Annotated in this window: 23 protein-coding genes; 11 read left to right on the top strand and 12 right to left on the bottom strand. The window is 38.7% G+C overall.

Annotated elements, in window-relative coordinates; all coding sequences use genetic code 11:
• Window positions 1–130: 130 nt before the first annotated feature.
• Both ispB and J3U42_RS09880 read left to right on the top strand, forming a co-directional pair.
• Complete coding sequence (gene ispB / locus J3U42_RS09875; protein ID WP_267336356.1) at window positions 131–1,117, top strand: octaprenyl diphosphate synthase; 987 nt, start codon at window positions 131–133, stop codon at window positions 1,115–1,117.
• A gap of 172 nt (window positions 1,118–1,289) precedes the next feature.
• Window positions 1,290–2,159, top strand: coding sequence for an EamA family transporter (locus tag J3U42_RS09880; protein ID WP_267336357.1), 870 nt, complete (start codon window positions 1,290–1,292; stop codon window positions 2,157–2,159).
• Between the two features lie 104 nt (window positions 2,160–2,263).
• On the opposite strand, the gene ffh is transcribed toward J3U42_RS09880, so the two are convergent.
• Entirely contained in the window at window positions 2,264–3,631 is a 1,368-nt protein-coding gene (gene ffh / locus J3U42_RS09885) for a signal recognition particle protein (RefSeq protein WP_220218231.1), read from the bottom strand.
• A 187-nt stretch (window positions 3,632–3,818) separates the two neighbouring features.
• Between ffh and J3U42_RS09890 the strand changes: the two genes are divergently transcribed.
• The 5 genes from J3U42_RS09890 to galU all read left to right on the top strand — a co-directional run bounded on the left by J3U42_RS09890 (window position 3,819) and on the right by galU (window position 8,144).
• Entirely contained in the window at window positions 3,819–4,202 is a 384-nt protein-coding gene (locus J3U42_RS09890; RefSeq protein ID WP_220218230.1) for a RidA family protein, read from the top strand.
• A 752-nt stretch (window positions 4,203–4,954) separates the two neighbouring features.
• Complete coding sequence (locus tag J3U42_RS09895) at window positions 4,955–6,148, top strand: aromatic amino acid transaminase (protein WP_267336358.1); 1,194 nt, start codon at window positions 4,955–4,957, stop codon at window positions 6,146–6,148.
• A 30-nt stretch (window positions 6,149–6,178) separates the two neighbouring features.
• Entirely contained in the window at window positions 6,179–6,328 is a 150-nt protein-coding gene (locus tag J3U42_RS09900) for an entericidin A/B family lipoprotein (RefSeq protein WP_255556151.1), read from the top strand.
• A 137-nt stretch (window positions 6,329–6,465) separates the two neighbouring features.
• A complete protein-coding gene (locus J3U42_RS09905; RefSeq protein WP_267336359.1) occupies window positions 6,466–6,888 on the top strand; it encodes a hypothetical protein in 423 nt (140 codons plus the stop codon).
• Window positions 6,889–7,229: 341 nt separating this feature from the next.
• A complete protein-coding gene (gene galU / locus J3U42_RS09910) occupies window positions 7,230–8,144 on the top strand; it encodes a UTP--glucose-1-phosphate uridylyltransferase GalU (protein ID WP_220218227.1) in 915 nt (304 codons plus the stop codon).
• Window positions 8,145–8,226: 82 nt separating this feature from the next.
• Here the strand turns inward: galU and J3U42_RS09915 are convergent, their stop codons facing one another.
• The 5 genes from J3U42_RS09915 to orn form a co-directional block, all read right to left on the bottom strand.
• On the bottom strand, window positions 8,227–9,645 hold the full coding sequence (locus tag J3U42_RS09915) for a cation:dicarboxylate symporter family transporter (RefSeq protein WP_267336360.1): 1,419 nt from the start codon (window positions 9,643–9,645) through the stop codon (window positions 8,227–8,229).
• 186 nt (window positions 9,646–9,831) lie between these two features.
• A complete protein-coding gene (locus tag J3U42_RS09920) occupies window positions 9,832–11,163 on the bottom strand; it encodes a CoA-disulfide reductase (RefSeq protein ID WP_267336361.1) in 1,332 nt (443 codons plus the stop codon).
• A 184-nt stretch (window positions 11,164–11,347) separates the two neighbouring features.
• A complete protein-coding gene (hemH, locus tag J3U42_RS09925; protein ID WP_267328788.1) occupies window positions 11,348–12,334 on the bottom strand; it encodes a ferrochelatase in 987 nt (328 codons plus the stop codon).
• A 15-nt stretch (window positions 12,335–12,349) separates the two neighbouring features.
• Window positions 12,350–13,615: a lipid IV(A) 3-deoxy-D-manno-octulosonic acid transferase gene (gene waaA / locus J3U42_RS09930; protein WP_267336362.1), complete on the bottom strand. Its 1,266-nt coding sequence runs from the start codon at window positions 13,613–13,615 to the stop codon at window positions 12,350–12,352.
• Between the two features lie 5 nt (window positions 13,616–13,620).
• Entirely contained in the window at window positions 13,621–14,184 is a 564-nt protein-coding gene (gene orn, locus J3U42_RS09935) for an oligoribonuclease (protein WP_267336363.1), read from the bottom strand.
• Window positions 14,185–14,264: 80 nt separating this feature from the next.
• Between orn and rsgA the strand changes: the two genes are divergently transcribed.
• On the top strand, window positions 14,265–15,293 hold the full coding sequence (gene rsgA, locus J3U42_RS09940) for a small ribosomal subunit biogenesis GTPase RsgA (protein WP_416380007.1): 1,029 nt from the start codon (window positions 14,265–14,267) through the stop codon (window positions 15,291–15,293).
• Between the two features lie 135 nt (window positions 15,294–15,428).
• On the opposite strand, the gene J3U42_RS09945 is transcribed toward rsgA, so the two are convergent.
• Window positions 15,429–15,977: an HdeD family acid-resistance protein gene (locus J3U42_RS09945; protein ID WP_220218220.1), complete on the bottom strand. Its 549-nt coding sequence runs from the start codon at window positions 15,975–15,977 to the stop codon at window positions 15,429–15,431.
• Window positions 15,978–16,167: 190 nt separating this feature from the next.
• Window positions 16,168–17,841, bottom strand: coding sequence for a C4-dicarboxylic acid transporter DauA (gene dauA / locus J3U42_RS09950; protein ID WP_267336365.1), 1,674 nt, complete (start codon window positions 17,839–17,841; stop codon window positions 16,168–16,170).
• A 359-nt stretch (window positions 17,842–18,200) separates the two neighbouring features.
• Between dauA and J3U42_RS09955 the strand changes: the two genes are divergently transcribed.
• Window positions 18,201–19,580, top strand: a complete 1,380-nt coding sequence (locus tag J3U42_RS09955; RefSeq protein WP_267336366.1) for a histidine-type phosphatase — start codon at window positions 18,201–18,203, stop codon at window positions 19,578–19,580.
• Between the two features lie 153 nt (window positions 19,581–19,733).
• Here J3U42_RS09955 and dtd read toward each other — a convergent pair whose 3' ends face one another.
• The 4 genes from dtd to rpsT form a co-directional block, all read right to left on the bottom strand.
• On the bottom strand, window positions 19,734–20,168 hold the full coding sequence (gene dtd, locus J3U42_RS09960) for a D-aminoacyl-tRNA deacylase (RefSeq protein ID WP_220218217.1): 435 nt from the start codon (window positions 20,166–20,168) through the stop codon (window positions 19,734–19,736).
• Window positions 20,169–20,176: 8 nt separating this feature from the next.
• Window positions 20,177–21,019, bottom strand: a complete 843-nt coding sequence (locus J3U42_RS09965) for a virulence factor BrkB family protein (protein WP_220218216.1) — start codon at window positions 21,017–21,019, stop codon at window positions 20,177–20,179.
• 11 nt (window positions 21,020–21,030) lie between these two features.
• Entirely contained in the window at window positions 21,031–21,645 is a 615-nt protein-coding gene (locus tag J3U42_RS09970) for an SPOR domain-containing protein (protein ID WP_267328795.1), read from the bottom strand.
• 122 nt (window positions 21,646–21,767) lie between these two features.
• Complete coding sequence (gene rpsT / locus J3U42_RS09975; RefSeq protein WP_220218214.1) at window positions 21,768–22,031, bottom strand: 30S ribosomal protein S20; 264 nt, start codon at window positions 22,029–22,031, stop codon at window positions 21,768–21,770.
• 227 nt (window positions 22,032–22,258) lie between these two features.
• Here rpsT and pgk point away from each other — a divergent pair, with 227 nt between their 5' ends.
• Both pgk and fbaA read left to right on the top strand, forming a co-directional pair.
• A complete protein-coding gene (pgk, locus tag J3U42_RS09980; RefSeq protein WP_267328796.1) occupies window positions 22,259–23,422 on the top strand; it encodes a phosphoglycerate kinase in 1,164 nt (387 codons plus the stop codon).
• Window positions 23,423–23,495: 73 nt separating this feature from the next.
• Entirely contained in the window at window positions 23,496–24,575 is a 1,080-nt protein-coding gene (gene fbaA / locus J3U42_RS09985) for a class II fructose-bisphosphate aldolase (RefSeq protein ID WP_220218212.1), read from the top strand.
• The last annotated feature ends 54 nt before the right edge of the window (window positions 24,576–24,629 follow it).

Raw genomic sequence — 24,629 nt, forward strand, 5'->3', positions numbered from 1 at the left:
GCTATTCTAAATGAAAATGCGTATCATTTGTAGCATATTTTTTAAATATGATATACCAATAACTTGTTGCTTAAAAATATTTAGCAGATAATAGAGAGCAAAATCGTAATTATTGGTAGTGGTTATAGGGATGAATGATCCATCAATGAATCAAATTCTTGAACTTGTAAAAGATGACTTAGTTAAAGTTAATGCTGCAATCCAAGCAGAGCTTAACTCTGATGTGGCTTTGATTAATCAACTGGGCAATTATATTATTAGCAGTGGCGGTAAGCGTATCCGTCCAATTATTGCTTTGCTAGTTGCAAAGGCACTAAATTATCAAGGTGATAAGCATATTATTACCGCTGCGTTTATCGAATTTATTCATACCGCAACATTATTGCATGATGATGTTGTTGATGAATCTGATTTAAGACGAGGCAAATCAACAGCGAACGCCCTGTTTGGTAATGCCGCCAGTGTATTAGTGGGTGACTATATCTATACCCGCTCATTTCAAATGATGGTGCGCACTGGATCATTTAAAGTGTTAACCATTATGTCAGAAGCGACAAATGTCATTGCGGAAGGCGAAGTACAACAGCTGATAAATTGCAATGATCCTAATATCACTAAAGAGCAGTATTTAGAGGTGATTTATCGTAAAACAGCCCGACTATTTGAAGCCACTTCTCATTCGGCAGCGGTGTTGGCTGAGGCAAATGAGCAACAAGAGTATGCCTTACAACAATATGGCAAATATTTAGGCACTGCTTTCCAAATTATTGATGATTTACTTGATTACAGCGCTGATAGTAATCAAAAATTAGGAAAGAATTTGGGGGATGATTTAAACGAAGGCAAACCAACACTGCCATTACTGCATGCCATGCATCATGCGCCAAATGCTGATGACAGGGCAATGATTCGTCAAGCGATTGAGCAAGGTAATGGGCGCCATTTGTTAGATCGTATTTTACAGGTCATGGATGCGTGCGGCTCATTGGCATTTACCTTAGAAGTGGCGCAGCAAGAGGCAAAAAAAGCATTTGATGTGATTGCGATTCTACCTGACTCTCCTTATAAAAAAGCATTGCAGGATCTTGCGTTGTTATCGGTTAAAAGGGATAACTAGTTGTTATGTGTCGTTAAAGATTTAAAAGTGCTGTTTATCAATTTAATTTAACTGCTTTTACTTTCTCAGCGTTACCAATCTTTTCATCAATTATTTTTTGGTACTGTCATTTATACACACTATCACAGCGTGTGTTATTTAATGGCGGTACCTTTTGAACAAGGTATCATTTATGTTTAAAAGATCTTGGCCAGTTTTATTAATTTTTATTTCAATGATTTCGGTTCAAGGCAGTGCTTCTATTGCTAAATATCTGTTCCCCGTTCTTGGGCCAGAAGGTATGACTGCATGGCGCTTAACCTTTTCATCGGTGATGTTAGCGATGATCTTTAAGCCGTGGCGCAAAGCGATAACTAAGCAAGCTTTGCGGTATATCATCTTATACGGATTGGCAATGGGGTGCATGAATTTAAGTTTTTATAATGCTATCTCACGCATTCCGTTAGGTATTGCTGTTGCCATTGAGTTAACCGGCCCGATTATGGTGGCAATGTTTTCCGGACGTCGGTTAGCTGATTTTATTTGGTTGGGTATTGCGGTAGTTGGTCTGGGGATGTTATTGCCTATTCATCAAGCCTCGAGCGAATTAGATCCGATCGGTATAGTAATGGCATTAACTGCCGGTGCTTGTTGGGCATGTTATATTCTTTTTGGGCGCAAAGCCGGCGCAATACATGGTTCGTCAAGTGTGGCATTGGGCGCAATTATTGCTTCAATACTGTTATTTCCAATTGGTGTTTGGCAAAGCGGTAGTGCGATGTTTTCGATTTCGCTCTTGCCGTTGATTTTTCTCGTTTCGTTGCTGGCGTCTGCTATTCCGTATGGGTTAGATATGGTGGCACTTCCACGGTTACCGGCTCAAACATTTAGTACTTTAATGAGCCTTTCGCCGGTATTTGCCGCTTTTTCGGGATTGATTGTGTTACACGAGCAGTTAACGCATTATCAGTGGTTAGCCATTGGCTTGATTATCTTGTCTTCAATTGGTACCGTGCTGTCTATGAATCGTCCTACCAAAATCAAATCGCTTAAACAGCAGTAAAATAAAAACATCGCACTATAAATTAATAAAGTGCGATATAAAATTGAGATAGATTAATTGTTGAGTGGCAAGCGGTTTTTGCTTGCCGATAAGATTAGCCTAATTTAGCGTCGGGGTAATCCCATTCCGCCACCCATAAGGCCTTTCATTTGGCGCATCATCTTCATCATGCCGCCGCCTTTCATCTTCTTCATCATTTTTTGCATATCTTCAAACTGTTTAAGCAGTTTGTTGACATCTTGTACTTGAGTACCGGAACCTTCAGCGATTCGGCGTTTACGTGAGCCTTTTATAATCTCCGGATTGGCTCGCTCTTTTAATGTCATTGAGCCGATAATCGCTTCCATTTTTATGGTGATTTTATCATCCATTTGTGCTTTGATATGCTCCGGAAGCTGACCTACACCCGGCAATTTAGCCAGCATGGCACCCATTCCGCCCATATTGCGCATCTGTTTAAGCTGATCTTGGAAATCGTTAAAGTCAAATTTATCGCCTTTTTTAAGTTTTTTGGCAATTTTCTCGGCTTTTTCACGATCAACATTATTTTGCAGCTCTTCAATCAGAGAGATAACATCGCCCATGCCTAAAATACGTGATGCAATGCGATCCGGATAGAATGGCTCTAAGGCATCGGTTTTTTCACCCATACCTAAGAATTTAATCGGTTTGCCGGTAATGTGGCGAATAGATAATGCCGCACCACCACGCGCATCACCGTCGACTTTGGTCAGTATCACACCCGTTAAAGGAAGTGCATCATTAAAGGCTTTAGCCGTGTTAGCGGCATCTTGCCCGGTCATCGCATCGACAACAAATAGCGTTTCAATTGGGTTGATTGCTTGATGAAGGGCTTTGATTTCATCCATCATCTCACCGTCGATATGTAAACGACCGGCAGTATCGACAATCAGCACATCAAAAAATTGTAATTTCGCATGCGAAATGGCATTGTTAACAATGTTTATCGGTTTTTCTTTAATATCAGACGGGAAGAACGCAACATCGATAGCTTTGGCTAACGTTTCTAACTGTTTAATCGCTGCCGGACGATAGACGTCGGCAGAAACAACTAATACTTTCTTTTTCTGTTTTTCTTTTAAAAATTTGGCTAATTTTGCAACGCTGGTGGTTTTACCGGCACCTTGTAAACCTGCCATTAAAATAACCGCAGGTGGTTGGGTGGCCAGATTGAGCGAGCTGTTGACTTCGCCCATTGCGGCGGTCAGTTCAGCCTGCACAATTTTGATAAATTCTTGACCCGGCGTTAGGCTTTTGCTGACATCTAATCCAACGGCCTTTTCTTTTACTTGATTGATAAAATCACGGACGACCGGTAGTGCAACGTCAGCTTCAAGCAGTGCCATTCGCACTTCACGCAGTGCTTCTTTAATATTATCTTCAGACAAACGCCCACGACCACTTAGATTGCGAAATGTCTGTGATAAACGTTCGGTTAAATTCTCAAACATATTAACTCTCAATATACGGAAAAATTTTGGTTATCATATCAGAAAATTTAAAGAAGTCCCATGATCATCGTTACCCCTTTGCTTGACACCTAATAGTGTTCCTGTTGAAATGGGCAGAGATAAAAGTAGAATGATTTCAGATTTTTACAATCTAACTGAATGTTAAATCAAAAGGAGAGTATCGAACATGGCAACAGTAATTAATACCGATAAAGCACCTGCGGCGATTGGACCATATGTTCAGGCAATCAATTTAGGTAATATGTTATTTGCATCCGGGCAAATTCCGCTTGATCCGGCAACCGGGGAAATGCCTGCTTGTGTGAAAGAGCAAACAAAACAGAGTTTAGCGAATGTCAAAGCGATTGTGACAGCGGCCGGTTATCAAGTCAGTGATATTGTTAAAACCACTATCTTTTTAGCCGATATGAATGATTTTGCCGCCGTTAATGAGGTGTATCAAGCCTTTTTCGTCGAAAATAATGCTTCTTTCCCAGCTCGCTCTTGTGTACAAGTTGCCCGAATTCCAAAAGATGCCAAAGTTGAAATAGAAGTGATAGCCGCTAAGTAATTTATCTCGCTTCAGTTAGCACCGTTATGGTGCTAATGCTTGTCAAGAAGTTTCAGAAAATATATACGTTTGAGTATAAAATCTGAATTGAAAATATTTATCCAACAACTAAGCTAAATTGCCAAAGATTCCAAAGTTAAAGGAGACGTAAGTACGGACAGGGCACTTTTACATATTTAATCTCATTATTAGATGCTAATCTTTGTCAAGAAGTTTCAGAAAATGCATATGTTTTAGTATAAAATCTGAATTGAACATATTTAACCAATAACTAAGCTAAATTGCCAAAGATTCCAAAGTTAAAGAAGACGTAAGTACCGACAGGGCAAATTTACAGATATAATCTCATTATTAGGTGTTAATGCTTGTCAAGAAGTTTCAGAAAATGTATACGTTTAAGTATAAAAGCTAAATTGAAAATATTTATCCAATAACTAAGCTAAATCGCCAAAGATTCCAGAGTTCAAATAGACGTAAGCACAGACAGGGCAATTATACAGATTTAATCGCATTATTAGATGCCAATTGTTGTCAAGAAGTTTCAGAAAGTGTATGTGTTTGAGTATAAAATCCGGTTGAAAAACCGTTATTTTCTTTCTCTTTATTATAATGTTTATTCTCTTGTCCCGATTAATTAAAATCTTATTAAATGATTTGTTGTTAAACTGCTATTTAGAGATTGATTGCCAATGAAGTTGGTGTAATAATCTACAATTATCGATTGTCAGTTTATGTGTAATCAGGTTGCAAATATGTTTGAGAAAGTAGAGCCGTATGCAGGGGATCCAATTTTATCATTAGTTACAGAGTTTAATCATGATAACCGTGAAAACAAAGTTAACTTAAGTATCGGTTATTATTATGATGATAATAGTGTGGTACCTCAATTACAGTGCGTTAAGACTGCTCGTGATTATGTTTATCACCATAATCAAGGTGCGCAGTTATACTTACCAATGAGTGGAATGCCCGAATATTGTCAAGCGATTCAAAAGTTATTATTTGGTCAAACGCACAGTGCCTATAAAGATAAACGAATTGCAACTATTCAAACATTAGGTGGATCAGGAGCGCTTAAAGTCGGTGCCGATTTTTTATTTCGCTATTTTCCAGATTCGCAAGTTTGGGTAAGCGATCCTACCTGGGAAAATCATATTGCTATTTTTAGCGGGGCTGGCTTTAAGGTTAATAAATATCCCTATTTTGATTCTGAAACTTGTGGGGTAAATTTTGATGCAATGCTTGAAACGTTAAATCAGTTACCGGCTAAAAGCATTGTATTGCTACATCCGTGTTGTCATAATCCGACCGGCGCAGATTTGACTAAAGCGCAGTGGGATACGGTGATAGATGTTTTACGTGCACGTGATCTTATTCCTTTTATGGATATTGCTTATCAAGGCTTTGGCGAGAGTATCGAAGATGACAGTTATGCCATTAGAAAAGCCGCAGAAGTTGGTTTATGCGGGTTTGTAAGTAACTCATTTTCCAAAACATTTTCGTTATATGGCGAGCGAGTTGGTGGACTATCTGTTTTATGTGATAATAGTGAAGTAGCAAATCGTGTACTTGGTCAACTTCAAGCGACCGTACGTCGAAATTATTCTAGTCCTGCGGCCTATGGTGCGCAGTTAGTGGCTTACGTATTAAATAATGATGCGCTTAAAGCACAATGGTTTGACGAAGTCGAGTCAATGCGTAAACGTATTGCGACTATGCGTTCAACTTTAGTTCAATTACTGAAAACAGCGGCGCCTAATCAAAATTTTGATTATTTAGTCAAACAGCGTGGCATGTTTAGTTATACCGGATTTTCAGCAGCACAAGTCACACATTTAAAAGATAATTTTGCTGTTTATTTGGTGGGCAGTGGAAGGATGTGTGTGGCAGGTTTGAATCACCAAAATATTCATCGCGTAGCAGAGGCATTTGCTACCTTAAACTAACCGTGTATTAATTATAGAGGAGTATGTAATATGTTCCATAAAATATTAATTTTGGTGTTAGGGATTGTCATGACAACGCTGGTAACTGGATGTAATACATTTAGTGGTGTTGGTAAAGATGTTCAATCAGGCGGTAAAGCGATTACAAATACTGCTGAATCGGTAAGCGATAAATTATAATTAGGATGATAACCATTTTTATAAATAACCCATATTTATAAAAATAATACGTAAAAATGCGATTTATACTTATTTGTATTAGTTTATTTTTTTTGGTTGGGTGCGGTTCGTTAAATTTTCGAACTGCACCTTTAACTATGGAAAACTGCCATTATGCCTCGCTTAATCAGATTCAATTTCAATTAAATCCACTTTCTTCCAATATCACCAGTTATCAGCACATCAATATCGCACCTAGCCGATCCAGTCGGCACTTATCGGCAACTTATGCCGAGATGAAAGGTAAATTAACCGGTAATATTATCGTTCGTCATTATCCTAAAGAGACATTTTGGCGGGCACCAAGTTTATTAGAAAGAGCATCTTTGTATGATGATGGCTATGATGATCTCTACATTAGCCCTGCGCAACGAGCAGCACGTGACCGTAAAGCAAAATTTGTGGCAAGGGAAGCCATTTTACAAAATTGCCAAATTATTTATATCGTGATTGATTCTTTAGCTGAAGATAGTGACAATCCAAAGCTCATTGTTTCACCGGAAGTTTCAATTATTCAGTAAGCTCAATGCACAATGTTAGCAAAGCGAAATAAAACGGGCTGGATTTATGGATGTTAATGTTTGGAATGTGGTGCATTTTTAATCTATCGGTTTTTAGCTATAAATAATAAATTGATTGTTATCGAAATAGTATAAAGATTGTTTTATCATTATATCGATTAGAGAGTAAATTAAGTCAGTCAGAAAAAATATAAAAGTTTAGTAAGAAGTGTTGTTGGTGCGTGTATCTCGATAGCTTATATGCTAAAGTTTATACGTGTTAAACATGCCTTAGTTAATCGTAGCGGTTGTGTACCAAGCATTAACGGTATTGTTAGTTAATTTGTTTTTAAGGAAATAAAATGTCATTAAACTTTGAATCTTCTTTAAATGGAAAAGTGAAAAAAGCAGTTGTTCCGGTTGCCGGTTTAGGTACGCGAATGTTACCTGCAACCAAGGCAATTCCAAAAGAGATGTTGCCGGTGGTTGATAAGCCTCTTATTCAGTATGTCGTAAAAGAGTGTATTGCTGCTGGTATTACCGAAATTATTTTTGTTACCCACTCTTCTAAAAACTCGATTGAAAACCATTTTGATACCAGTTTTGAATTAGAAGCGATGCTAGAAGCTCGGGTTAAACGTCAATTATTGCAAGAGGTGCAAAGCATTCTACCTAAACATGTGACCATTGCCAGTGTTCGCCAAGGTTTAGCTAAAGGGCTAGGGCATGCGGTGATGTGTGCGTATCCTTTAGTTGGTAATGAGCCATTTGCCGTGGTTTTACCCGATGTCATTATTGATGAGTATGACAGTGATCTTGCCACTGATAATTTAGCGGCGATGATCAAAAACTATCATGAAACAAAGCACAGTCAAATTATGGTTGAGCCGGTACCTAAAGAGTTGGTTTCATCTTACGGTATTGTTGATTGTCGTGGTGAAGCGCTATCTGCCGGTAATGTTACCCAAATGTATAGTGTGGTTGAAAAACCTTCAATTGAAGAAGCGCCTTCCAATCAATCTGTTGTTGGACGCTATGTTTTATCTGAAAAAATTTGGCCGTTGCTTGCGAAAACGCCATTAGGTGCAGGCGGAGAAATTCAATTAACTGACGCTATTGCAATGTTACTTGAAGAAGAGCCGGTTGATGCTTATTGCATTAAAGGTCGTAGCCACGATTGTGGTAATAAATTGGGTTATGTCCAAACATTTGTGCAATACGCAATGCGTCATAAAAGTTTGGGTGATGATGTGAAAGCTTGGTTAAAAACGCTTTAATCTCCTAATACGACTGTTGTTACGAGCGTAACAACCAAAAAAAGGACGCAACGTGGCGTCCTTTTTTGTGGCTTACGTTTAATTAGGCGGAATTATCATTGTCCAGTATGACATTAGGATCGTTAAACACGTCCATATCCATTGTTCCCACCTCACGGTCGGTTGCCACAGCCGCTGTCATAGCGCCCGATACGTTGGCTAAAGTCCGTGCCATATCAATAATTGGATCAACAGCCAGTACCATACCGATAAGCGCAAAGTGCTGCGCCATACCCATGCCGGATAAAACTACTGTTGCAGCAACCGTTGCTGTGCCTGGAATGCCGGCAATACCAATTGAGCCAATGACCACAACAATCACTAACATGATGTAAAATTGAAAATTGGTGTCGATTCCTACCATATGCGCCACCATGACCGCCAGTAGCGCCGGGAAAAAGCCGGCACAACCGTTCATCCCCATAGTACTGCCAAGCGAGCCAACTAAGTTAGCTGTACCGCTATTTACGCCCATTCGCACGGTTAACGTTGAGATTGTCATCGGTAAAGTGCCAACCGATGAGCGACTGGTAAAAGCTAACAGCCATGTGCCCAATGCTTTTTTAATAAACATAACAGGTGAGATACCGTGTAGCATCACAATGGCAATATGCACAATAAGCATAATGAGCATTGCAATATAGACCGCTGCGACAAAGCTTGAGACTTCAATAATGGCAGGAATACCATTTGAAATAATTGTACGTGCCAGCAATGCAACAACTGCATAAGGCATGTATTTGATGATTGTCATGGCAATTGACATGACGATTTTATATAGTGCCTCGATAAAGGTTTTAAATAGTGCAATAGGTTGAGGATTTTTCTTTTCCATGCGATTAGCTGCCAGCCCCATCAGTGCTGAAAAGATAACTAATCCAACAATATTTTCTTTAACCATTGATGCAATAATATTGCTAGGAATAAGATTAACAAAAGTATCAATGATGCTGGTATATTGTTTAGCTTCAGCATGATGTACCGATGTTGAGCTCATTTCACCCAGTTCAAATAAGTTGGCTAAAATAATGCCGACAATACAAGCGATAGCGGTGGTGAAGAGTAACCAAAAAATTCCACGGAAGGCAATTTGTGGCAGGTTTTTTTTGCCGGAAAAATCAATAATCACTTTGACAATTGAGACAAAAATGAGCGGAATAACCAACATGCGAATAAAGGCGATAAAAGCCCGCCCAAACAGACCGTACCAATTGGCGATTTCTTGCATCCATGTCTTCGGGGTTGTTGGGAATCCCGCCATAGCTTGAATGCCTAAGCCAAGCACAGCGCCAAGGATTAACCCCACTAACATGCGGATTGAAAAACTGACTTTTTTATTTTGTAATGGTTTTAACAGCGCAAAAAAACAGATGAGTAGTAACCCTATACCAATTAACGTTTGATAGTAGGTAATCGATAGGAATTTTTCGAAAAAAACTCCATGAAAAATGGCTTCTGACATAATACCTCCGCCGTTTAGTGATAAATTTAATTATCTAATAATCCTATTTAATAATCAGTCTATTTGTTGAAATGACATGTAGACTAATTGAGCGAAACTATCTGGTTAAGATAGCGGCATGTTCATAACTTGTCTTAAAATCGAAAAGGGGGATAAACACAATTTGCTGTTTATCGGTAACCTTCTCTATTTTGCGATCGAACCTGCAATATTTAAAATGTCCCATGGTCTGGAAAATGGGGGCGCATATAAAAAGTCCATCATGGATAATTCATCGATTTTCATTTTTGCCCAAATAGCGCAAGCCAGCACATTAACCCTTAATGCAGCGCCATGGCCGCCGGCAATTTGTCCGCCTAAAATCACTCGGGTATCGGCGTGATAAATCAATTTAGCCACAATCGTGGTTTGTCCGGCGACATAATTACTGTGGTTTTTATCTTTAACCATAACCGTTTTATAGGGAATTTGTGCTTTTATCGCTTCATTTTCGCTCAGACCTGTTCGCCCGGCTTCACTATCAAATACTCTGAGCGCTGAGGTGCCTAACGTGCCCGGGAATTGGGCATTTCCGCCGGCTAAGTTCTCCCCAACGACTTTGCCCAGTTTATTGGCGCTGGTTGCTAAAGGGATATAGACGGTTGATTGGCTTACTCGATGCTCGATTGCGGCGCAATCGCCTGCTGCATAAATATTGGCAATGTTTGTTCGCCCGAAACTGTCGGTAATAATGGCGCCATTGCCCAGCATATTCATGCCAAGGTGCTGATAAATGTGGCTATTTGGCTTAACTCCGGTGGCGATAATGACCAGATCAGCTCGATATTGTCCTTTATCGGTTATGACACCGGTGACAGCGTGTTCACCTTCAAAGCCTTGTACTCGCTCTTGCAAATGTAAATCGCAGTGCTGTTTGATATTGTCTTGAATAATTGCCGTCATTTCGCTATCAAATGCATCGACTAATACTCTGTCATCGAGTTGGATCAGTTTGACTTTTTTCTTTAAAGCGACCAACGATTCGGCAATCTCAAGCCCGATATAGCCAGCACCAACCACAATCACATTTGTAACGTTAGGGTTAGATAGCGCTTGTTTAATGGCTTGACCGTCGTGAAGATCACGTAGAGTAAAGATATTTTTTAGATGACCATTTGAAAAATTTGGCATAATTGGACTTGCGCCAACGGCAAGTAGTAGTTGATCGTAATTGTCATCAAAACTATGACCGGTGCTAAGATCTTTCACCGTCACTTTTTTAGCTTGGGCATCAATAGCAATCACTTCATGGCGAGTTTTGATTTCAATACCGTCTTTTTCGAACTGTTCAGGTGTGCGGGAAATCATTTCGTTGTCATCGTTAAAATGCTCGCCAATAAAGTAAGGCAATCCACAAGCTCCAAACGATACAATATCAGACTTTTCATAAATACGAATTGTTGCATTTTGAGCCATCCGTTTGGCTTTTGCCGCAGCACTTGCTCCGGCAGCTTGAGCGCCAATAATGATTATTTTCATCTATTATTCTCCTTAGTGCTCAGATAGAATCTTATCTATCATCCTATCATAGGTTATAACCTATGGTTAACTTTGATGAAGATTTGGTATCTTTATTAGTCAATTTAAGCTGTCTGTTTCACGCTAAGCTAATAATAACTGACTATTAAATAGTTTGAATTGATGTTGATAGTAACCGATTTTGTCAAGAAGTTTCAGAAACATTATATGTTTTAGTATAATTAATTAAATCTTTGATTAAATCTACCTGTAATTGTTCGTCATTAAGTGCCGGAATATAATGAAATTGCTTACCGCCGGCATCGAAAAACAGTTGCCGATTTTCTTGATCGATTTCATAAATCGTTTCAAGACAATCAACCGAAAATCCCGGGCTGATAACATGCACATTATGTATCTGTTTTTTTGCCATTTCTTGCAACATATCGCAGGTTTTAGGTTTGACCCATTTTCCTTTACCAAATTCCGATTGATAAGCCATATGTATCGGTATAGTGATACCCTTTGCTTGGCATTTTTCAATAAGAAGTAACGTGGTCAGTTCACACCGCTCTATATAATCATCTTGACGTTGGCGGATATATCGCTCCGGAATACCGTGATAAGAAAGTAAAAGCGCTTGTGGCTGACCATGCTCATTGAAAGCCTGTTTTATTTGTAGATATAGGGCTTGGATATAACTTGGATGATCGGCATAATCACGAATATAGTGGATTTTTTGTTTGCTTTTTTCGCTCGCCACAATCTGTCTTAATTTATCTAAAACCGCCAATGTGGTGGTTGTGGAATATTGTGGAAACAGCGGCAATACAGTAATTTTTTTACATGCCTTAAGTTTATTGAATGCGGATTGAATATCTGGTTGACCATACGTCATGGCAAGCTCGCACTGCACATCAGTTAATTGCGATTGTAGTTTGTCGCACAGTAAGCGGCTGTAATGCAGTAAAGGTGATGAGCCGTCGATCCAAATTTTTTGATAATGGTTGATGATATACGGCACTCGTTTAGGTAACACGATATATTTTAGTAGTGGATACCAAAAAAAGGCCGGTAGATCCACCACATGCCGATCCAATAAAAACTCAGTTAAATACTGTTTTATTGCATCCGGTGTTGCGGCGCTAGGGGTGCCTAAATTAACTAGTAATAAACCATGCTTTTTATTCACAAGCAATCCTTATATTTAGCTAAGATATCGGTTAATAATGGCAAGAAGCCGATCTAATGCTCCTTGATTTTGTTTTAAGACTTGATACGCATTTTCGCCAATCTGTTTACGTTTAGTTGGGTGATTTAACAGATCATCTACGGTTAAATAGAGTTCATCTACTGAGTTACGGCAAACAAGCAGTCCATTGGCTGCCTTTAGTTGTTCACAAATAACCTTAAAATTGAAAAAGTGCTCGCCAATAATAATCGGTATATGATGCAAAGCCGGCTCTAACGGATTATGACCGCCGTGCTCAATTAAACTGCCACCGATTAAGGCAATATCCGCAACACCATAAAGCTCCAGTAATTCACCCATGGTATCACCTAATATCACTTGCGTTTGATCGTTTGGCGTTTGATCAGCGCTACGCTTAATATAGCGCAATCGGTTATCGATAATCAATTTTTCTACTGTTTTAAAACGCTCCGGGTGGCGAGGCACTAAAATTAATAACAGATTCGGGTGGTTTTGGACTAAGCGTTTAAATGCCGATAAAATAATTTCATCTTCACCGCTGTGGGTGCTGGCTGCTATCAATACCGGTCGATTTAATTGCCATTGCTGTTTCAACTCAGCAATGCGCTGATGTTGTTTAGCGGTTAAATCAATATCAAATTTTATACTACCGGTAATGGCTAAGTGATCTGCCGGTAAACCTAACCGGATAAATCGTTCGCCGTCTTGCTGATTTTGTGCAGCAACCACACTGATTTTACGCAGTAGGCGACTGATTGCTGAGCCAAGTTTACTGTACCGTTTCGCCGAACGCTCAGAGAGTCGGGCATTAGCGACAATTAAAGGAATATGCCGTTTATAACACTGATTGATAAAATTTGGCCATAGTTCTGTCTCCATAATTATCACCAGCTTTGGTTGAACAGTGTTTAAAAAACGACGAAGCGCACAAGGTAGGTCATAAGGTAAATAAACATGATTAACGCTATCTTTGAGCAGTGATTTTACCCGTTCGGAGCCGGTTGGTGTCATTGTGGTGACAGTAATAGGTAAATGTGGATATTGCTGTTTTAACGCGTTAATTAGAGGCACAGCCGCAATGGTTTCGCCCACTGATACGGCATGCACTAAAATGCCACCGGCCTTGACTTTATTTTGACAAAAGCCATAGCGCTCAAGCCAACGTTGACGATAAGCCGGTGCTTTTCGGCTACGCCAAAGAAGCCTTAACCATACCAACGGCTGAATAAGATAGAGTAAAACAGTGTATAAAATTTGCATAGCAATTAATGAGATAAGTTAAAAAAATGTTGGCGATAATAAACTAGCTCAGCAATGGAATCACGAATATCATCGAGCGCTTGATGTGAACTCTTTTTGCTGATGCCTTTTAAAATTTCCGGTTTCCAACGTTTTGCTAATTCTTTCACCGTGCTGACATCTAAATAACGATAGTGAAAATAGCGCTCTAAATCGGGCATGTAGTTGAATAAAAATCGGCGGTCTTGACCAATGGTATTACCGCAAATCGGTGAGCAATTTTCCGGTACCCACTGTTTTAAAAATGCCAGTGTTTGAAGCTCTGCTTGTTGTTCATTAATTTTACTTTGACGCACTCGATCAATAAGTCCCGAGTTTCCATGAGTCTTTTTATTCCAATCATCCATTAATGCTAATTGTTCGTCTGGCTGATGAACAGCAATTACCGGCCCTTCTGCAAGAATGTTGAGATTTGTGTCGGTAACGATAGTGGCAATTTCGATAATGCGATCAACCGCCGGATTAAGTCCGGTCATTTCAAGATCAATCCAGATAAGATTATTACTATTTGCTTGTGATGGTTTAGTCATAATTTGCGTCAGAAATTTTCTTTTTAGTGCTCATTAGTGTAGCATAACTGTCAATCTCTGTTTTAGCAAAATTAATGACTGTGGCAAAAATACAACTATCAAAAAATCAGAAACGGCGAGTGGCAGCTAAGCACCAACAACGTTTAGCAACAAAGCAAGATGAGAACTTGTCCAACTTTTCATCGCCTTACGAAGGTGTGGTGGTGAGTCGATATGGTAAATCTGCTGACGTTGAAAACGATGCCGGGCTTATCTACCGTTGCAGTATTCGGCGTACATTACCTTCACTGGTGACCGGCGATAGAGTTTTGTGGCGTGAAAGCCTCGAGCCTAATACCAATGGCATCATCGAGGCGGTACATCCTCGCCATTCGGAGCTGGTTCGTCCGGATTTTTATGACGGCGTTAAACCGGTTGCCGCCAATGTCGATCAAATTGTTATTATTTCAGCAGTATTACCCGAGTTATCATTAAATATTATTGACAGATACTTAGTTGCTTGTGAAGCAACCGACATTCGCCCGATTATCGTGTTAAACAAGATCGACTTGCTCAATACCGATGAGCGAGCAGCTGTTGAAAAACAGTTAGCTATTTATAGTAAAATTGGCTATCAAGTGCTGTATGTATCTTGCCAAAATCAACAGGGTATTACACCTTTACAAGCCGCTTTGCAAGGTAAAATCTCAATTTTAGTTGGGCAATCAGGTGTGGGAAAATCGAGTATTATTAATCGATTGTTACCACATCAAACGCAATCGGCCATGACAGGTGATGTATCACAACTATCCGGACTTGGGCAACATACCACTACAGCAACCCGACTTTATCATCTACCTAATGGCGGTGATATTATTGATTCACCCGGTATACGTGAATTTGGTTTGTGGCATTTGGAGCCGGAACAAGTGATAGCCGGTTTTATTGAATTTGGTGACTATTTAGGGGGCTGTCAGTTCCGTGATTGTAATCACTTAAATACGCCTGGTTGTTTACTGCAACAAGCCGTCGCTGAAGGGAAAATTGCTTCATCAAGATTAGATAATTATCATCGCATTTTACAATCGATGAAAGAAGTCAAAGCAAAAACCAATAAAAGCTATAAATAGCTATAAATCAGCGATTGTTGCGCTAGCCAGAGTTTGACCGTCGGGTGATTAAAGCGGTGAGGGGGAATGGCTATCATGAACTGTTGCCCACAAACTACCAGTGATAAATGGTGGGCAACAAGTTAATCTACTCTCTTATGGGCGTTTTTTCAGAGCAATACCAATAGCCACATATGCCCAACCTTGAAATATTAAGTCTATCCCTAAGAACATGCCTAACACCCAAAGACTATCATATGGCCAACCGACGATAATCATCACGCCTAAAATTAGTGTAATGATACCTGAGGTTAACACCCAACCCCAACTTGGTAAGTGGCGGTTATTCATGGCAGCAAATATTTGGGTAAAACCACTCATAATTAATAAGATTGAGATAACTAACGTTAATGCAGAAGATACTGCCACCGGTTGGAAATAAGACATTACGCCAATAAAGATGTATAAAATCCCCATTATTGCCCATAGCGCAGATTGTCCGAAACCTTTAACCGTAAACGCATGGACTGCTTGGGCAATACCGGCAATTAAAATTAAAGTTCCAATAAAATAGACGGAAAAAACGGTTGCAATAAACTGGTAGCCTAAGGCTAAGGCACCTAATATCATTAAAATTATACCAATAACAATAAACCAGCCTGATTTTTGTTTAAGCTCTTCAATACTATTTGTGTTTGATATCATGTTAATTTCCTATTTTATAATTGATTTATGGTTGTTAATAACAGTATTTTTCATTTCATATTTAACGTTGTTACGCCTTGAATCTGAATTGAAAAATACTAATTGATAACGTAAAGACACGATAAATAGCAAGATTAAGTGCATTTAAATTGTACAAAAATCACTCAGCATAATAAAGCGAATTGTAAAATTAATTTTTATCTTTCAGTGCTTCATCTAGTGTTGAGTAAAACATTAATTTATTGGGAATAGGTAAAATTTTGGCACGTGCCAACGTTTTTAACGGTTGAAATTGTAATTCACAAATCGATAAATTTACCTGTTCGGGCAGTTCATCGATAAAATGTATTAATGCATTAAGTCCACCTGCATCGAGTATTGGCACCGCATCCCATTGTAATACGATATTTTCGTATCCATTTATTTTTTGGTACAGTTCCAAAAATGTTCGCTCAGCAGCCGCAAAAAATAGTGGACCACTAATACGAAGAACTAAGGTTTTATCATCACTTCGGTTAAGTTCAACTAAGCGAGTCATGCTGGCAATGCGACGCATAAAGAGAATTGAAGCAAGCACAATGCCTAATGTTATGGCAATGACCATATCAAACAATACCGTCAATGACATGCAGATAAGCATGATTAATATATCATCTTTAGGCGCACGTTTGATAATATAAATTACTCGCTGAACAGCGCTCATGTTCCATGCCACAATTAACAGTAAAGCCGCCATTGCCGAAAGGGGTATAAACGACAATACTGGCGCAAAACAGACCAGCGCCAGTAAGACAATGACTGAATGCAATACGGCCGCAATTGGTGATGTCGCACCCGCTTTTACATTTGCCGCTGAGCGTGCAATTGCAGCTGTTGCTGAAATGCCACCAAAAAATGGTGCAATAATGTTGCCCAAACCTTGACCAATTAGCTCACTGTTTGAGTGGTGTTTGGTGTGGGTCATCTCATCTAACACAACTGCGCAAAGTAGTGATTCGATCGCACAAAGCATTGCCATTGTTAAGGCGATTGGCGTAAGGGCAGAAATCGTTGACCAATCCCATTTAAAATCGGCATGTTGCCAAGGTAAGATTAATTCCGGTAACACAGACGGTATACCATGACCGATAGTGTTGTCCGGTAAAGTATAGCTAAATTTAGATCCTATTGTTTCAATATGACAATTAAATTGATTTAAAATAAACATCACTATCATGCCGGCAACCAATGCCGGTAAGTGACCGGAAATTTTTACCCTCAGTTTTGGCCATACAATTAACACAACTAATGTCACTAAACCGACTAAAGTATCAGCCAGATTAATTGTTGGAAAAGTTTTAACCAGTTCGATCACTTTGCCGACATAGCTTTCCGGCATATGCTCAAGGGTTAATCCAAAAAAATCTTTGATCTGCATGGTGGCAATGGTGATTGCAATTCCGGAAGTAAAACCTAATACCACTGGCAAAGGAATATATTCAATTAAGCGCCCTAAACGAATTATCCCCATTAAAATAAGAAAAAAACCGGAAAGCAGGGTGGCAACTAAGAGTCCGGATAAGCCATACTGCAACGAAACCGGATATAAAATAACCACAAATGCCGCAGTCGGGCCTGAAACACTAAAGCGTGAACCGCCAGTTATGGCAATAACAAATCCTGCAACAATTGCCGTATATAGACCGTGTTGAGGGGGAACACCACTAGCGATAGCTAACGCCATGGCGAGCGGTATAGCAATAATACCAACAGTAATGCCTGCAATTAAGTCTTTAAAAAAACGTGTTGTGGTATAAGGGGTTTTAATACATGATGATATTAATGCACTGCTAATTAGCGTTCCGGAAAAGCCATATAATTTCATTATCTTTTAATCAATTAGTGAGGTATAACTTGAATACTAATAAGATAATCTTTTTTAAAAAAATTAAAAGAGTGTTGTGAAAATAAAATCTATTTTGTAATTAAATAAAGTGAATAAATTTAGCTTTGGCGTGGAAAAAGTTTAGGGTTAGCAAAATGGTATTTGATTAAAACTATTTGCCGTTTAATTTAATGAATCAATCAGCCGTGGTAAATAATATTGTTTTATTAAATCGCTTGTTTAGCGCCACTTTTCGCTTTAATCTATTACCGAGTACTTTCTTTACTCGTCACTATTAAAAAAATAAAAACTACCCTCTCTTTTTATCACTTATCTTGCATGATTTGTAGGAGCGATTTATGGTGTTTGCAAAGCAGCAATTTTTTAAACATTCATTTAAAGCGATAGGATTAATTATGTTACTTGCTTTATCTTCATCGGTGTTTGCGCTTGCGCAATTAGCTGGCTCAAAATCGGCTTATCAATATGATAATCAGCAAATGCTAACGCCGGCACCAAAAGGCTATAGTGCATTTTATATCGATCATGTTGGTCGGCATGGTTCACGCTATATCAGTAAAGCAAAATATGAAGATATTGCCTATAGTGTTTTAATATTGGCAGAAAAAAATAACCAGCTAACCCCAGCAGGTAAAGCGTTAATTACTCAAGTTGCTGCTATTAAACAGCTCAATAATAAGCACTATGGTGAGCTGACCGATCTTGGTCGCAACGATATAGCGTTAATTAGCAAGCGCATGCTAGCCAATAATCCAACCGTATTTAAAGGGCAGAAGATCGAGGTGCTCAGCTCAACGTCATCAAGAGCAAAACAGACCGCTCAAATTTTTATGCAAGCATTTCAAGCTCTATATCCTGATATTGAAATAGCCACTCAGCCGGAAGATCAGCAATTTTTACTGCGCTTTTTTAACTATGCGCCGGCTTACGATGAATATAAAAAAAGCGGTCTTGTTAAACAGGCATTAACATCACTTGAGCATGACCCAAAAACGATTGAAATTAGTCGAACGGTAGGCAAAAAAATCTTTACTGATGCGTTTTTATCACAGTTAAATGAAGGTATCTCAATTAATGATAAATCGCCGATTAAGACGGAAGATTTTGTGATTGCGCTTTTCCAACTTTATCAAGAGTTGTTAGCATTACCTTCACAGGTATTAGTCGATAATCATCTTGATTTTGATGATTATTTTTCAGTAGATGATAACGCATGGCTAAATACCGTTGTCACAGCTAAAAACTATCTGCAAATTGGTCCGGCGTGGGATGCAAATGGTATTCAAATTAAAATCGCTGCGCCGCTATTATGGGATATGTTAACAAGTGCCGATAAAGCCATTGAAAATGGTCATATTGATGCCAATTTACGCTTTGCTCACGCTGAAACTGTCTCGCCGTTAGCCACATTACTAGAAATCGAAGGGGCGGCAACGGTGGCTGCATCAATTTTTGATTATCCAAACGTTTGGCGAGCCGATAAAATTGTGCCCATGGGCGCCAATATTCAATTGATTTTTTATCGTAGCGAGCAGGCTAATCAACCGATACTGGTGAAGGTATTATTAAATGAGCGAGAAGTTCATCTGCCAATTAGCACCGTCAATTATCCTTACTATCGTTGGGATGAGGTTAAACAGTTTTATACCGACAAGCTCAATAAATTGGGCTTAATGCAAAATCAAAATATGATGAAAATGTTACAAAATTTGCAGTGATTTTACCGCTGCCAAAGCGGTTTTGTCACCGTTTAGCTAAATTTTGTGACAGAAAGATAATGTTGCCTAACCAACACGTTATTCTATCAGTGTTGGTTTTTAATGGGTGGATTTTTAACTATTGGTAAGATTTAAGGCGTTTTAATCAGATGATCACACTTGTAGCCAAAAAGTGACCGGGCCGTCGTTAATTAATGCCACTTGCATATCGGCGGCAAATTGACCGGTTTGGGTGTTTATCTGTTTTTGGCATTGTTCTACAAAAAATTGATAGAGTTGGTTGGCTAGTTGTGGATTAGCGCCTTTAGTAAAGCTCGGACGCATCCCTTTTTGGGTATCGGCCGCTAAAGTAAATTGGGAAACCACTAACACTTCGCCATTTACTTGACTGACATTCAAATTCATTTTACCGTCACTATCACTGAAAACCCGATATCCCAGCACTTTTTCACATAAACGTTTGGCTTTTTGTTCGTCATCGCCTTGTTCAACGCCAAGTAAAATAAGTAAGCCATGCTTAATCTGTCCAACAATGTGATCATCGATAGTAACAGAAGCTTGTTTAACACGTTGAATTAAGGCGATCATAATACGATTTACTCCGGTTGAGGCTGGTTTTCAAGGGGCTGCTTTTTTTGTCGATTAAATTCTGTCAATGTTGCGGCAAATTCTGCGCCAAAAAGTACAATGCACCAGGAGCAGTAAATCCAAACCAGCATGATAGGAATCGACGAAACAACACCGTAAATAAGTTGATAAGTTGGGAAGGAGGTCACATAAAGTGCAAATGCGCGTTTGCCTAATTCGAAAAGTATTGCTGCCACAATTGCGCCAATCATCGACTCTTTAAGTGGTACCGATTCGGTCGGAATAATGCTATAAAGTAACCAAAATCCAACCACAGAAATCAAAAACGGTAATATACTCAGTAAAATATTACCGGTGGCAGCGACAGATAACCACTTAAGTGAAAATATATAATAACTTACTGCCACACTTGATCCGACTAAAATCGGCCCCAATGTTAAAATCGTCCAGTACATGGTTAAGTTGTACATAAACGAGCGTTTACGCTTAGTTTTCCAAATATGGTTAAGTGCAGTATTAATAGTGTTGATTAATAATAACGAAGTGACTATTAAGCCAATGACCCCAGCAAAGGTCATCTTTTTGGTGTTGGCGATAAACTGTTCAAGATAATTTTGTATCGTATCACTGGCGGTAGGGACAAGGTTACTGTAAATTAATTTTTTTAATGAAAGGCTTATTTCATCAAACATTGGGAAAGCAGAAAGCAAAGAAAAGATGACAGTGATAAGCGGAACTAAAGCCAAAATCGTAGTGTAAGCAAGCCCGGCTGCTGAAGTGGTCAAGCGGTCATGATTAAGGCGAGACCACAACATCATCGAAAAGGACTGTATTTGTTTGAGTATATTCATATAATTTCTTATTAGTTAGAAATAATACAATTATTGATCCCATTACCTTTTAATGAATTTAGTGCTTTCTCTGCGTTACTTTTACTGGTATATGGGCCGACGGTAACACGATACAACTGTCCAGAGGCAATATTACCACTTATTCCAATCATAGCAAGTTGTGCTTTTAACGTATCAGCATTCGCTTTTTCTTTAAAGGCTCCGCATTGTAATAACCATTTATTTGCATCCTTACTATCTGTTGCTGATTGAGAAGACGTAGTCGGTGGTTTTGGCTGTGATGACGTTGTTGGAACATTACGGGAATTATTCACAAAACTGTCTAAGATCTGTTGTCTTTCGCTGGCAATTGCGTTAGTACCAGGATTAGCGTTTGGTGTCTCTAACTCTTTGAGATACGTCCAGCGTTCTTGCGGTTTTTCTGGCAAGGTTATCGCCGGTGGTTCCGTTTTTACTTTAGGGGGCTCAACGGGTTTGTTGGGATGATTATTCGAAACAAAATATAAAATAGCAGAAAATAGCGCAATAATAATGATTGCAAGAAAAATCATTAAACCGGAAAAGCTTTGTGATTTATTTTTTTTTGTTTGGCGCTTTTTTTTTCTCACATAATCACGCTGAACCACAATATACTCTCTTGTATTTTAGTTAATAATTATTAGATGAGTAGTTTACAAATAAAAAAAGTGGCTTACACCACTTTTTTTTAATTTTCTTTAACTTTAATAGTTAACAGATCAATAAAACATTACGCTAATGCTTTAATCTGTTTAACTAAATTCGCTTTATGACGTGCAGCTTTATTTTTGTGGATTAAGCCACGAGCTGCTTGACGGTCAACAACTGCTTGCATGTCTTTGAATGCTACTTCAGCTGTTTGTTTATCACCAGCTGCAACAGCTGCGTAAACTTTTTTAATATAAGTACGCATCATTGAACGGTTACTAGCATTATGTTTACGGCGTTTTTCAGATTGAACCGCACGTTTCTTAGCTGATTTGATATTAGCCAAAGTCAACTCCCAAGTTTAGAAAAAAATTACATATTAATAAGGCGGCAAAATATGCCTGATTTTCTGCCTATTGTCAATGGCGTTGTACAAAAAAAATTAAGAATTGCTATTTTTTATCATTATGATAAATGTTTACTATTCAGCCAATAATGGCTATAACCTAATTAGAAATTTTATGTTAGAATAGTGAAAATTTTATTATATCTATATTTATAAGAGGAAGTCTCATGTCTATTATTAGAATGCAAGATCTTGATCTAAAAGGAAAACGCTTATTTATTCGCTCAGATCTTAATGTGCCAGTCAAAAATGGTAAGGTAACCTCTGATGCTCGTATTAAAGCATCATTACCAACTATTGAAGAAGCAATTAAAAAAGGCGCTAAAGTAATGGTTACTTCACACATTGGGCGTCCAACGGAAGGTGAATATAACCCAGAGTTTTCATTACAACCTGTAGTTGATTACTTAAAAGAGCATGTTTCTTTCCCTGTACGTTTAGTTAAAGATTACTTAAACGGTGTTGATGTTAAAGAAGGCGAACTTGTTGTGCTTGAAAACGTTCGTTTTAATGTGGGTGAAGGTAAAGATGACGAAGCTTTATCAAAAAAATATGCGGCACTTTGTGATATCTATGTCATGGATGCATTTGGTACTGCTCACCGTGCGCAAGCTTCAACTCATGGTGTTGGTAAATTTGCCCCGATCGCTTGTGCCGGTCCTTTATTAGCCGCTGAACTTGATGCATTAGGTAAAGCGCTAGATAATCCAGCTCGCCCAATGGTTGCAATTGTTGCCGGTTCAAAAGTATCAACTAAATTAACTGTACTTGATTCTTTATCAAAAATTGCCGATCAAATTATCGTTGGTGGTGGTATTGCTAATACTTTCATCGCAGCAGAAGGCTACAATGTTGGTAAATCACTTTATGAAGCTGATTTAATCCCTGAAGCGAAAAAATTAATGGCTAACTGCCATATTCCTGTCCCGACTGATGTGCGTGTTGCAACTGAATTTAGTGAAACAGCAACAGCGACTGAAAAATCAGTTGCCGATGTTAAAGAAAATGAACAAATTCTTGATTTAGGCGACAAATCAGCTGAAGCATTAGCCGACATTATCAAAAAAGCCAAAACGATCTTATGGAATGGCCCTGTAGGCGTATTTGAGTTCCCTAATTTCCGTCGTGGTACTGAGATTGTTGCTAAAGCAATTGCTGATAGCGATGGCTTCTCAATTGCTGGTGGTGGTGATACATTAGCTGCGATTGATTTATTTGGTATTGAAGATAAAATCTCTTATATTTCAACTGGTGGCGGTGCCTTCCTTGAGTTTGTAGAAGGTAAAAAACTTCCTGCTGTTGCAATGCTAGAAGAGAGAGCAAAAGCGTAATAGTTTTCTATATGAAGGATGAGTCAATCACTCATCCTTTAATTTTTATATAAATAAATTTATAGGTATTAAAATGGCTACAAAGATTTCTGATGTCGTTAAACCTGGTGTTGTAACCGGTGATGATGTTCAAAAAGTGTTTCAAGTTGCTCGTGAAAATAATTTTGCATTACCCGCTGTTAACTGTGTTGACACTAATACAATTAATGCAGTAATTGAAACTGCGGCTAAGGTTGGTTCTGCTGTTATCGTTCAATTCTCTAACGGTGGCGCTCAATTTATCGCAGGTAAAGGATTGAAATTAGATGGGCAAGAAGCTGCTGTTTTAGGTGCGATTTCTGGTGCTAAACATGTTCACCTTATGGCTGAAAAATATGGCGTGCCTGTTATTGTTCATACTGACCATTGTGCAAAAAAATTATTACCATGGGTTGATGGATTACTTGATGCTGGCGAAACGCATTTTGCTAAAACCGGTAAACCACTATTTTCTTCACATATGATCGATCTATCTGAAGAGACATTAAAAGATAATATTGATATTTGTTGTCAATATCTTGCTCGTATGTCTGCAATGAAAATGACATTAGAACTTGAATTAGGTTGTACTGGTGGTGAAGAAGACGGTGTTGACAATAGCCATATGGATAGTTCAGCACTTTATACTCAACCAGAAGACGTTGCTTACGCTTATGAACGTTTAAGCGCAATTAGCCCACGTTTTACCATTGCGGCTGCATTCGGTAACGTACATGGTGTTTATAAACCAGGTAATGTTAAATTAACGCCAAAAATTCTTGATAACTCTCAAAAATTTATATCAGAAAAATTCAATTTACCTGAAAAATCACTAAACTTCGTATTCCATGGCGGTTCTGGCTCTACACCAGAAGAGATTGCTGAAGCAGTAAGTTACGGTGTTGTTAAAATGAACATTGATACTGATACTCAATGGGCTAACTGGGCAGGTATCTTAGAATATTATAAAGCGAACGAAGCTTACTTACAGGGTCAATTAGGTAACCCTGAAGGTGCCGATGCGCCAAATAAAAAATACTATGATCCACGCGTATGGTTACGTAAAGGTCAAGAGTCTTTAGTTTCACGTTTAGAACTTGCATTTAAAGAGCTTAATGCAGTAAACGTACTTTAACTTATTGTTTTTAAACATATTAACTTAAGGCAGGGTGATAGCCCTGCTTTTGGT

The sequence above is a fragment of the Gilliamella sp. B2923 genome (genome assembly GCF_026536565.1).
Lineage (GTDB): Bacteria > Pseudomonadota > Gammaproteobacteria > Enterobacterales > Orbaceae > Gilliamella.